Consider the following 9814-nt stretch of genomic DNA (forward strand, 5'->3'; position numbering starts at 1 on the left):
CTGTCTGTGCGATGGACGGGTAGCAGCGCCAATGACCATCGCCACCCACTTCAACGCTGTGACCTGCTGAGATCTGTTAAGACGGAGTGAGCATGAGTGAGACGGGCTAGGCTCCCTGGCTCTCCCCAACCGCTCCCCAAGCGTCTCCACTCCCCAGATTCTCCCCAGCCGCTCCCTCGGCGGAGACCCTCCGGCCTGCGGTAATCGCTACGCCAGTACCTCTCCAGCATGCCCCGGCTTGTACTCGATCCCGGCCCGCTCGGCCGCGCGCCGCCTGGTCTCCTCCATGGCGAGGACGCAGAGGCGGCAGGCGCGTACTTCCGTGTCGCCGAACTGCGAATGGAGCTTCCTCACCGCGGTGGTGTCGACCGTGCCGCGGGCGGGGCATCGGAAGCAGATCCCGGTCTCCCAGGTGTAGAGGGCAAGGATCTGGTCGGACTCCATGGGCTGTCTCCTGTGGGCGATGACAAGGTACGGGGGTTACGCGGTGATTCCCCGCCTGCCCCAATGAACACGCAGGTCAGCCGGATTCCCCCGAATGGGTGAACGTGCGTTCGATTCCCTCAAAATACCCTCAGCCCTGTGGCATATGCCAGAGCCGCAGGGCTCACACATTGTGAAGTTGCAGTGACACCCTGGCGCGCTGACTGTCACACCTGCTCTACGGGGAGCAGTGGGACATCCGTCGCACGAGATGCGTGATCGAATAATGCCGCAAATCTGCTGCTGACTTATGATCTTCGCGGCTCAAGCGTTTGTCGAGTGCCGCCCCATGATCAGCCGCCGTGGATCCTCGACGCCCGTCGAGCTCTTGGCGCGCGCATCGCGGCCCGGCGCATGTATCAGAACCTCACTCAAGAGCGCCTAGCCGAGGCCGTCGGCATCGACCGGTCGACGCTCCAGCGCATCGAGGGCGGCTACTCGGACGCGAAGATCAGCCACCTACTCCTGATCGCCCACGCCCTCGACATCCGGCTCGCCGAGCTCCTCGAGGAGTAGGCCCGCCCGCTACGTCGCCGTCGGCGCGCTGCAGGTGACGCGCCGGATGCAGCGGGCGGGGGTCTCAGCGCCGCTTGGGCGGGCAGGTCTTGTGCCGGTACATGGTGGTGCCGGCGAGTGAGGCGGAGTCGACGGGGATCTCGTCGTGCGGCTCGTCGGGCCGGATCACCTGGTCACACTTCGCGCAGATCTTCACCGCTGCGCCTCCTTCACCGCTTCGCGCAGCCTCTCGCCCTCTTCGCATGGGGCGGTCTCGTAGGCGCAGCCGGGGCACTCGTCGTAGTGGTCGAGGAGCGCTTCGAAGGCCTGCTGGGTGGCGTCGGCCGGCGGTGCCGTGTCCTGCGCGGTCATGACGCGCGTCCGAGGCCGTAGCGGGTGGTCTCGGGGCAGGCGTAGAGGTTGCGCTCCGGGCCGCGGGAGACGGTCTGGCCGATCCTCGTCGGCTGGTGAGCCGGATTCCCGCACGGGCAGAGCAGCGGCTCTTCCGTCAAGGGCTCTTCGCTGGCGGCGGGTGGCTCCGTAGGCTGGTGCACGTCGACGCTCCTCAGCTGCGTTGACCACACCCCCGGGCCGCCGGCCAGCGGTCGCGGGGGTTCTTGCTGCTCAGAAGGTACCGCTATATGCCGCCCCATGTGACCCCATGGCGCCATCTACGGATGCCGGTCGTGGGGTGCCGCCCTACGTTTCGATCATGGGTGAGGAGCCGATCGGGTACGTGTACATGCGGGTCGCCGACCAGGTTGAGCAGGAGATTCGCTCCGGCCGGCTGCCGCGCGGCGCGAGGCTGCCGAACGAGCGGGACATGGGCGCCCAGTACGGTGTCGCGCCCGGGACGGCGCGGCGCGCGGTTCAGGAGCTGCGGGATCGCGGCCTGGTCGTGACCCTGCCGAACAAGGGCACGTTCGTCGTGGCGGACCGGCCCGAGGGCTGACGCTCGACGGGCGGAACCATAGACTCTTCACATGATCCCCACCGAGCGCTCTGGCTCCGCGCGGTCTGCCGCCGAGGTGAACGAGCAGATCCGTGCCCTGTGGCAGCGGGCCGGCGGGCGGCTGTCGGTGGAGCAGCGGCGGGAGTACGAGCGGCTCGTCACCGAGTGGGCCGCGGCCGTGCGTGGAGAGGTCGTGGAGGCGGCGTAGCGCCGTCCGGGTCCCGCCGTCGGACGGCCACAAGGGACGGGCGCAGTACAGCTCTCCCGTTCAAGCCCGGCCGCCGCCAGGACCCCAATCCCCTGCTCTTGAGGGCGCGTGCTGCGCAGTCACGCACGGGACGCCCCTATAAGCAGGGTATCCGTGCAACCCGACAGAGCAGCGCCCCGCGCCCGGTGCATCACTTCCGGGGCGGGGCGTCAGCAGCAGCTACCCGACTTGCTCGTAGTGGTAGTGGCCAAAGCCTAACGGCGAGCACTGACAACGCGGCTACGGCCAGCTGGCCAACACCTGCTCGCCGTCTGCGGTGTCGACCAGGACGATCGTCGCGCCGTCGATCGATCCGTACTCGCCGACCAGGCCCGCGAACTTCCGCCGCGCGGTCTTCTCGCTGGCCCACCAGCCGTCCATGGTCGGCCGGCCGCCCATGGTCAGGGTGAGGCGGTAGCGCTGCTGGTTGTCAGGCACTCGTGCGCACCCGCGTAAAGTCCTTCCAGCACAGGTCGAGCCAGCGCTTCCCCTGCCAGGTGCCGTGCGGGTCCTGAACCAGGAGCGCCGTCGTTGCACGTTCACCGCACGCGAGGCAGGCGTGCACCTCGTCGCGACGGCGCCGCTCAATGTCCTCACCGGAGGCGTCGTCTGGGGCGACGGGCATGAGGGTGGGCTCCGCTTTCAACAGGTGCAGCATGCCGAGTGTGTCCACGCCCCCAGGATGGCAGACCGTCCCGCCGCCCGTAGACTCGAACACATGTCCGACCTGCCGCCGGATGCGGACCGTCTCCGCGTCATCGTCACCTACCTGCGCCTCCAGCTCGCCGAGGCGGAGGCAGCCCTGCGGCAGGCCGAGCAGCGGGAAGCAGACGAGAAGCGGCGGCGGGACCGCGCCCGTGCCGAGCAGGCGTGGAAGCTGCAGCCGCAGCGCAGTGACGGGCCGCCCGTCCTCCACCGCGGCGGCTGCAGCATCTACCGCAACGAGATGGGCTACCTCGACCGCGAGCACGCCCTCATCGCGCTCGAGCTCGACGACCCGCGCGTCGAATGCTGCGAGGTGTGCCGGCCCGAGACCGGGCTGGCTAGTGGCCGTTGAGGATCCGCTCAGCGCGGGCCTTCCGCTGCTCCTCCTTCTTCCACGCGCGTCGGCGAGCTGAGCCTTCGTTGTTCTTGCGCCGCTCCTCTTCATCGAGGAGTCGGGCAACGGTGCTGGGGTGCCACTGCCCGCCGCGCTTCGCAGGGATGCCCATCTCGTTCGCGCGCCGGGCGATGGCTCGCACACCCAGTCCTTCCTCGTCATGCCAGCGCCTCATCAGTGCAAGGTTCCTCGCTTCGGCCTCATCTTTGATGAGCTCGTTGTCCTCGGCTCGATGCCCGTACCGAGGGGCACCGTAGGCGTAGCCGCCGAGCTCTCCCTTCGTCTCGCGACCCTCACGGAGTCGCTTGCGAATGAGGCCGCGGTCGAGCTGATGGAAGACGCCGCGCATCTGTCGCATGGCGGTGCGCATCGGGTCGGTCTCGTCGTCTTCCAGGTGTTCGCCGTGGTCGGCCGTGAAGACCCGGCCGCCCATCGCCCAGACGTAGGACAGCACTGCCTCCTGGACGGTGAGTTCGCGGGCGAGGCGGTCGAGGTTGGGGGCGAGGATCCCGTCGGCGCGGCCTTCGCGGATCCATTCCATGGCCTCCATGAGGCCTTCGCGTTCGTCGATTGTGGACTTGCCTGTGAGGGCTTCGTCGGTGACGACGTGGACGATGCGGTGGCCGCCGGCTGGGGAGCTCTTGTTCCAGCGGCGACAGTCGTGTTCTTGGGCTTCGAGGCCGTAGCCGTCGGTGGCTTGTCCGGCTGTGGAGACGCGGCGGCAGATGACGAGTCGGAGGCGCGCTGAGGGCTTCACCATGACCTAAGCGTACCCATCTATACCTATAGATGGGACAGTGCAGGTAGAAGAGTTCCGGGTACAGCAGAACGCCCCCGCCGTCCTGCCGAAGCAGGGGGGCGGGGGCGCAGTCACGCGGGTTCGTCGTCGGGTGGGATGTCGGGTTCGAGGAACAGCCCCTCGTACTGCGGCGCGGGCACGGGTTGTTCGTCGGCGAGGCCGAGGCGCACGAGCGACCCCATGTCGGCGGCCGACTCATCGACGCGGCGCGCAACGGGGCGGGCTTCGGGCATGGCACTCCTCAGGGGTACTGGCGGCGGGTCGGGTCGAGGCCGGCGGAGAGTAGGCCGGGAAGGCCGCCGTCGTCATCGCCGCCGCCGCTGGTCTGGCTGCACGTGTAGTGGGTGGAGCCGTCGCCGTCCGGGGTGCACTCGTAGGTGGCGCCCCGGTACTCAAAGGTCCAGCCCGACGGCGGCGGGCCCGCGGGTCCTTGCTCGCCGCGTTCGCCTGCTGGTCCTTGGGGTCCGGCGGGCCCCGGTTCGCCTTGTGGTCCTGGGGGCCCGGCCTCACCGGCTGCTCCGTCAGCTCCGTCGGATCCGGGGGCCCCGGATGATCCGGGTGTGCCCGGCTCGCCGTCGTTGCCGTCGGATCCGTCACTGCCGGGGGAACCGGAGGGGCCAGGCGATCCCGGATCTCCCGGCTCGCCGCGTTCGCCTTTGGCTCCGGGAGGACCGGTCACCGACTCGCCTGGCTCGCCGCGGGACCCGGGCGGTCCAGCGACTGGCTTCTCGCCGAGTTGCTGTACCTGTGAGGCCAAGGCGTCGCGGGCTTCGTTCGCGGTGCGCAGTTCGTGCGTCAGGCCCTGTATCGACAGGACGATCCACGCGAACGCGGCACCGATGAGAACGGCGCCGGCCACGGCAAGGAAGTCGCCACGGCGCCAACGTCGTTCCTCCGCCCGGAGCTCCGGTTCTGTCACGACCCCGCCCCCCGCGTCAGCGTGATGATGACCGGCAGCAGCACGCCGACCAGCGGCATAATCACCGCCCCGATCAACCACCTGCGGGTGGCGACCAGCTTCTCGGCGTCCTTCTCCCGCAGCGTCTCCAGCGTGGAGACCCGCGACGCGAGCGCCTCGTGCCGCAGGTCGTACACCTCTTGGGAGACCTTCGTGTCGATGCGGTCGCCGAGTTGCTTGATGTCGTCGCGGACGTCGGTGAACCGGTCCTCGAACCTTCTGACGACCTCTCCGAGGGTCGGCTCATCCGGCACGGTGGTGCTCCCGTTCAGATGCTGGGCAGGTCGCGCTGCTGCTCGGCGGGCTTGCTGTTCGGTATGGCCCACGTGAAGCCGAGCGCGGCGAGGACGGCCAGGCCGGCGGTGACGCCCTCCTGCGTCGTGACCATTCCGTCGTCCACAGCGGTCGCCAGCGAGGCGGATCCTGCAGCGACGCCTGCGACGATCGCCTTGGCGTAGCGGGAGATCTTCATGGGGTTCTCGTTTCTGCTGGTTGGGGTCAGTCGGCGAGGCGTTCGGCGAGCTTGACCGCGACCCGCTCGGCGATCACCTCGGCGAGCGCCGGGTTGGCGGCGACGGCTGCGGCGAGGGTGGCGATCTGCGTGTCCGTCAGCTCCACGGCCGACAGCGCGGCCAGCTTCGCCTCGGTGCGGCGGACGACGGTCTCGATGTTCCGCAGCCCGGTCGCGGGGGCGATGTAGGGGTTGGTCTCTGCGCTGTCCGGGTTCGGGTTCTTGACGATCCCGTCGGTCGTCCAGACCTTGCGGACGTCGTCGTCGGTCAGGGGCACGTCGTTCTCCTCGGGCGTGGTGGTGCCAGGGTTCCAGCTGGCGGGGTGGGCGAGGCGTTCAGCGACCGCGGAACGGAAGTCGCCCATCGGGAAGCTGGGGTCGATCTTGCGGCGGGTGCCTTCCTTGTGGCCGATCACGCTGTGCTCGGACCAGCCGTGCGCCCGGCAGATCGCCGCCGCCCAGCGGACGGCCTGGTCGTACTGCACCGCGGGGTATGGGTCGCTGCCGTTGCCGAGGTTCTCGATCTCGATGCCGTAGTAGTGCTGGTTCCCGTCGACCGGCTCGGCGGCGTCCGGGCGGGGGTGTATGGAGGCCTCGTTGATGACGGCCTGGTGGGCGTTCGCGGCGAAGGTTCCGGCGTGGTTCGTGCGGCCGTGGCCGACCATCGTGGCCGTGCCGTCCTTCGCAAGGTGCGTGTGGCACAGCGGGCCGGGCAGGCTGGTAGTTCCTGTCCAGCACAGGCCGAGGCTGTTGGACCCGGCGGTGTGGTGAATGACGATGCCGTTCACGCCGCCCCACGGGCCCCTCGAGTTGCGGTTGTGGGTACGCCAGCCGGTGCGTTCGGCAACCTTCACGCCCTCGCTCTTCAGCGCGGCGAGAAGAAGATCCGCCGACAGCGGAGTGGCCATGGGTCAGAGCCCTTCTGCGGTGGGATGGATGGCGAGCTTCAGCTCGGCGAGGGTGATACTGCGCGGCCGACTGTCGTTGTGGGCGACGAGCAGCGCGAGCGGCCTGCCGGGATGCACGAACATCTCGTGCGACTTGTGGAAGCACTGCAGGCCGGGGCTGGGCGGCCGGTGCTCGGTGGCCGTGGAGTCGTAGCCCGTCGACAGGCCGAGCGGGTCACGGACGAAGCGGTCGCGGAGTTCGGTGTACGTGCCGTCGGCCCAATAGATCATTGCGGTGAGGGAGCCCCAGCCATGGAGCGCCGGCCAGATCAGTCCCGAGCGGTCGTCGCGCTGCCAGTCCCGCACTTCGTAACCCTTGGGGTCGAGCTGCTGGTGCATGCCGTAGGCGTCGTAGGACTCGGCCGCGTAGGGGAAGCGGACGATGTGGTAGCCGCCGTCCGCGGGGATGGACTGCGGCAGGTCGGTCTTCAGGGAGCAGACGAGGACCGTCACAGCGCCTCCAGGAATGACGAAAGCCCCGGCCGTGGGCGCGGGGCGGGCGGAGGGCGGAGGGGTCAGGCGGGGGTTTCGGCGATGTAGTGCCGGGTGGAGTCGATGCTGACGACGCCGGGCACCTGGGAGAGACGGTCGATGACGGCGGCGATGATGTGGGCCTCGCTGACCATGAGGTCCCCGCTGGTCATCTGCAGGCGGACCCTGGCCCAGCCGCCCTCTTCGGGCTTGGCGTTGATCTCGATGTACGGGTAGTCCACGGCGATCTCCGTTCGTTATGCGGCGGATTCGTAGCGGCCCTGGTGGTAGAAGATGTCGCCCGCTGCGGGGGCGAATGGGAAGGTGGCGTCCCAGATGTCCGGGCTGGCGACGTCGGCCTGCTGGATGTTGCGGAGCGTCCCATTGGCGTGGAGTGTGGTGGAGACTGTGCCGACACCGTGCCAGCGGGTGCTGGCGCTGTTGTCACGCCAGACGACGTGCTGGGTCTGGTGCGCGGACCAGGTGGTGGACGGTGCCGCAGGCAGCGAGAAGTACCAGTTGCCGCCCGCTCCTCCATCGCCGTAGGTGCTGGTGGAGCCCAAGGTGATGCGCTGCAGGTAGTCCACCGTGCGGCCCACCTTGATGTAGCGGGCGACGATGGTGCCGTTGCCGATGGCGGGCTGGGTGCCGCCCTCCGCGCCCCACACCATCGTCGCGCTGTAGTCCGTCCAGGCGCCGAAGAAGCTGTTGAACTGGTCGCGGATCTCCTGGTTCAACAGCGCGGCGGTCACGACCTCTCCGACCACCCAGGTTCGCGGTGCGAAGGTCATCCGGTCACCTCCTGGATCGGCGAAGCAGGTTCGGCCGGCGGTTCCGTGGCCGGGTCGGCGGGGGCGTCGGAGGGCGGGTGGCCCCACGGGGCCGGGTCGTCGGGGTGCCACCAGTTCCGCAGGTGCGGCAGCTCGTCGGCGACCGCGGCCTCGGCGGCTGCCACGTTCTCGGGGAAGACCAGTTGGACCCAGCCGTAGCCGCACTCGGTGCACGCCATCCGCGGATCCGCTGGAGTGACGACCTGCGCGCTGCCACAGGGGCAGTCGGCGACCCACCGGTTGTGGTTGATCCGGGCGTAGATCTGTTGCCCGATCACGTATCCGTCGGGCGGGGTGATCCGGCGCTGCTGGCGCAGCTCGACCCAGCGGAAGACCCGCTCGGCCGGCGGCACCAGCGCCCACGTCTCGGGTGCCTGATCTGGCGGGGGAAGGTAGAAGGCCTCCGCCCGCTCGACAGGGATCGGCACGGATCCTCCTTCAGTAGGCGAGTCGGGTTGTGCTGTCCAGTACCGAGTAGGTGGAGTCGTTCAGGATCCAGACGTTGTCGGTGTCGGCGCGGCTGGTGTGGAAGTTGATGTGGTGCTGGCTGAGGCCGATGGTCTCTTCGTAGCCCTCGACGACTACGGTCGCCGTTGACGACGGCGCCTCGACCGGCAGGCCCGTCAGCCCGATTACCGTGGAGACGTCGGCGTTCAGCAGCGCCCGGTAGGTGGCGAGCGGCATACTGAATGCCTCGACGGGGAGTTGCCGGATCTCCGGCGGAGGATCCGCGTAACGGGAGACGAGCCAGTTCGAGGCGTCGGTGACCTTCAGGTCGCTGGCCTTGAACAGCTCCAGCGTCTTGGGCTTCGGCCCGTAGGTGTCGATCGCCGTCTGGTTAATGACGCGCTGCGTGGCCCCACCGGGCCGCGACGCGGTCACATCGTTGATCATTTTCTGGTCGTCATCGGCGTACTTCACACCGTTCGTTTCCACGTCCGCATACGTGAGCGATAGCGCTGGGCTCGGGTTGTAGCGCACGTCACGGCTCTGAAAGAGCAGCGCCGCGGCGGAGCGGGACGCCAGCAGTTTGCCGGACTCGGTGCTCTCGATGTCCCGCAGATGCGTCAACGCCGGTTTGCCGAGGTCCTTCTGGCTGCCGATGGCGTCGAAGATGCTGCCCTGCGTGGTGACGGTCAGCCCGAGGTAGGACGCGATGCGGGACATGCGGGCGGACGCGGACTCGCCGACGTGCTCTGTCGTGCCGGTGGTGTAGTGGCCGGCGAGGTCGGCGGCGGTGACCGAGCGGCAGTAGATGGCGAGCTGGGCAATCTGCCCGGACCAGAGTCTTTGGTTGGCGTAGCCGCCCACGGTGAGGATCCGCAGGTCCGTGCCGTTGAAGGCGGTCAGAGAGTACGAGACGCCGTCGACGTACAGCAGATTCTCGAACTCGTTGTACACCAGGTGGTGCAGGGCGCCGTTAGCCAGGTTCGGCGTGCCGAAGACGTAAGTCTGCAGGCCGTCCCCCTGGTCCTTCTCGATGAGGACCTTCCCGGTTCCGGACTCCAGGAGAATGATCAGCTTTGTGGAGAGGTCCGTCGAGGTGAGCGCCATAAGCACCCGGCCCGTGGTGCTGGTGGAGAACCATGCCTCGGCCCTCACCCGGAAGTTGGAGTTCGCGTCGACGAATGCCTGCCCCAAGTCGGCCGACAGGTACTTGCCCGCCGTGGACGACGCAGGGGTGAACACGGGAGCCACCAGGCCGGAAGGGCCGGTACCTGCACCGAATTCGAGGGTGCCGCCGCTGCCGGCCTGGACGATGGACAGCGTGCCGACACCCGAGGTACCGGCCAGGTCGCCGGCGCTGGTGGACTCGGCCGGCTCGGACAGCGGGTAGTACGCGGTGGGCCGGTCGAGCAGGATCTCCTGCACGAGCATCGGTTTCAGCTCGTCCTCGAGGCCCGCCCACTTGGTGATGTCCGAGCAGCTGATGACGGTCTTCGCCTGCAGCCCCTCCCATTCCAGCGGCCACTCGTTGACCATGCCGAAATAGCGCGAATGGATCTGCGCGCCGCCGAGCTC

Annotated in this window: 21 protein-coding genes; 4 read left to right on the plus strand and 17 right to left on the minus strand. The window is 68.6% G+C overall.

Annotation, left to right across the window (positions count from 1 at the left end):
* Positions 1-207 precede the first annotated feature (207 nt).
* Positions 208-444 carry a hypothetical protein gene (locus H1D24_RS41080; RefSeq protein ID WP_181662882.1) on the minus strand — a complete coding sequence of 79 codons (237 nt, stop codon included), beginning with the start codon at positions 442-444 and terminating at the stop codon, positions 208-210.
* Positions 445-762: 318 nt separating this feature from the next.
* Between H1D24_RS41080 and H1D24_RS41085 the strand changes: the two genes are divergently transcribed.
* Positions 763-999: a helix-turn-helix domain-containing protein gene (locus H1D24_RS41085; protein WP_181662883.1), complete on the plus strand. Its 237-nt coding sequence runs from the start codon at positions 763-765 to the stop codon at positions 997-999.
* Positions 1000-1063: 64 nt separating this feature from the next.
* Here H1D24_RS41085 and H1D24_RS43430 read toward each other — a convergent pair whose 3' ends face one another.
* From H1D24_RS43430 to H1D24_RS41095, 3 genes are read right to left on the minus strand one after another with little or no spacing between them, the layout of a single operon-like run.
* Entirely contained in the window at positions 1064-1195 is a 132-nt protein-coding gene (locus H1D24_RS43430; protein ID WP_258564741.1) for a hypothetical protein, read from the minus strand.
* Positions 1192-1350: a hypothetical protein gene (locus H1D24_RS41090; RefSeq protein ID WP_181662884.1), complete on the minus strand. Its 159-nt coding sequence runs from the start codon at positions 1348-1350 to the stop codon at positions 1192-1194. The genes H1D24_RS43430 and H1D24_RS41090 overlap by 4 nt, the downstream gene beginning before the upstream one ends.
* Positions 1347-1532: a hypothetical protein gene (locus H1D24_RS41095; RefSeq protein ID WP_181662885.1), complete on the minus strand. Its 186-nt coding sequence runs from the start codon at positions 1530-1532 to the stop codon at positions 1347-1349. Before H1D24_RS41095 ends, H1D24_RS41090 begins: the two co-directional genes overlap by 4 nt.
* A 158-nt stretch (positions 1533-1690) precedes the next feature.
* On the opposite strand from H1D24_RS41095, the gene H1D24_RS41100 reads away from it, so the two are divergent.
* Both H1D24_RS41100 and H1D24_RS41105 read left to right on the plus strand, forming a co-directional pair.
* Positions 1691-1930, plus strand: a complete 240-nt coding sequence (locus H1D24_RS41100) for a GntR family transcriptional regulator (protein ID WP_181662886.1) — start codon at positions 1691-1693, stop codon at positions 1928-1930.
* A gap of 31 nt (positions 1931-1961) precedes the next feature.
* Positions 1962-2138 carry a hypothetical protein gene (locus tag H1D24_RS41105; protein WP_181662887.1) on the plus strand — a complete coding sequence of 59 codons (177 nt, stop codon included), beginning with the start codon at positions 1962-1964 and terminating at the stop codon, positions 2136-2138.
* 279 nt (positions 2139-2417) lie between these two features.
* Here H1D24_RS41105 and H1D24_RS41110 read toward each other — a convergent pair whose 3' ends face one another.
* Both H1D24_RS41110 and H1D24_RS41115 read right to left on the minus strand, forming a co-directional pair.
* The gene (locus H1D24_RS41110) at positions 2418-2615 is read right to left on the minus strand and encodes a hypothetical protein (RefSeq protein WP_181662888.1); all 198 of its coding nucleotides are present in this window, start codon (positions 2613-2615) and stop codon (positions 2418-2420) included.
* The gene (locus tag H1D24_RS41115) at positions 2608-2850 is read right to left on the minus strand and encodes a hypothetical protein (RefSeq protein WP_181662889.1); all 243 of its coding nucleotides are present in this window, start codon (positions 2848-2850) and stop codon (positions 2608-2610) included. The genes H1D24_RS41110 and H1D24_RS41115 overlap by 8 nt, the downstream gene beginning before the upstream one ends.
* Before the next feature lie 45 nt (positions 2851-2895).
* Between H1D24_RS41115 and H1D24_RS41120 the strand changes: the two genes are divergently transcribed.
* Positions 2896-3234 carry a DUF6233 domain-containing protein gene (locus tag H1D24_RS41120; protein ID WP_181662890.1) on the plus strand — a complete coding sequence of 113 codons (339 nt, stop codon included), beginning with the start codon at positions 2896-2898 and terminating at the stop codon, positions 3232-3234.
* On the opposite strand, the gene H1D24_RS41125 is transcribed toward H1D24_RS41120, so the two are convergent.
* The 11 genes from H1D24_RS41125 to H1D24_RS41175 form a co-directional block, all read right to left on the minus strand.
* Complete coding sequence (locus H1D24_RS41125; protein WP_181662891.1) at positions 3221-4036, minus strand: recombinase family protein; 816 nt, start codon at positions 4034-4036, stop codon at positions 3221-3223. The genes H1D24_RS41120 and H1D24_RS41125 overlap by 14 nt on opposite strands.
* Positions 4037-4146: 110 nt before the next feature.
* Positions 4147-4308 (minus strand): hypothetical protein, encoded by a 162-nt coding sequence (locus H1D24_RS41130; protein ID WP_181662892.1) that lies wholly within the window; start codon positions 4306-4308, stop codon positions 4147-4149.
* 8 nt (positions 4309-4316) lie between these two features.
* Positions 4317-4994, minus strand: a complete 678-nt coding sequence (locus tag H1D24_RS41135; RefSeq protein WP_220137798.1) for a collagen-like domain-containing protein — start codon at positions 4992-4994, stop codon at positions 4317-4319.
* Entirely contained in the window at positions 4991-5287 is a 297-nt protein-coding gene (locus H1D24_RS41140; RefSeq protein WP_181662894.1) for a hypothetical protein, read from the minus strand. Before H1D24_RS41140 ends, H1D24_RS41135 begins: the two co-directional genes overlap by 4 nt.
* A 14-nt stretch (positions 5288-5301) precedes the next feature.
* Positions 5302-5505: a hypothetical protein gene (locus H1D24_RS41145; protein WP_181662895.1), complete on the minus strand. Its 204-nt coding sequence runs from the start codon at positions 5503-5505 to the stop codon at positions 5302-5304.
* Positions 5506-5531: 26 nt separating this feature from the next.
* Complete coding sequence (locus H1D24_RS41150) at positions 5532-6452, minus strand: N-acetylmuramoyl-L-alanine amidase (protein ID WP_181662896.1); 921 nt, start codon at positions 6450-6452, stop codon at positions 5532-5534.
* Positions 6453-6455: 3 nt separating this feature from the next.
* A complete protein-coding gene (locus H1D24_RS41155; RefSeq protein ID WP_181662897.1) occupies positions 6456-6944 on the minus strand; it encodes a hypothetical protein in 489 nt (162 codons plus the stop codon).
* A gap of 62 nt (positions 6945-7006) precedes the next feature.
* On the minus strand, positions 7007-7204 hold the full coding sequence (locus tag H1D24_RS41160; RefSeq protein WP_181662898.1) for a hypothetical protein: 198 nt from the start codon (positions 7202-7204) through the stop codon (positions 7007-7009).
* A gap of 15 nt (positions 7205-7219) precedes the next feature.
* Positions 7220-7753: a hypothetical protein gene (locus H1D24_RS41165; RefSeq protein WP_181662899.1), complete on the minus strand. Its 534-nt coding sequence runs from the start codon at positions 7751-7753 to the stop codon at positions 7220-7222.
* Positions 7750-8220, minus strand: coding sequence for a hypothetical protein (locus H1D24_RS41170; protein ID WP_181662900.1), 471 nt, complete (start codon positions 8218-8220; stop codon positions 7750-7752). The genes H1D24_RS41165 and H1D24_RS41170 overlap by 4 nt, the downstream gene beginning before the upstream one ends.
* A 10-nt stretch (positions 8221-8230) precedes the next feature.
* Positions 8231-9814 (minus strand): LamG domain-containing protein (locus H1D24_RS41175; RefSeq protein ID WP_220137799.1); only part of this gene is annotated, 1584 nt, incomplete at its 5' end.

It is taken from the genome of Streptomyces himalayensis subsp. himalayensis, from assembly GCF_013778455.1.
Taxonomy (GTDB): Bacteria; Actinomycetota; Actinomycetes; order Streptomycetales; family Streptomycetaceae; genus Streptomyces; species Streptomyces himalayensis.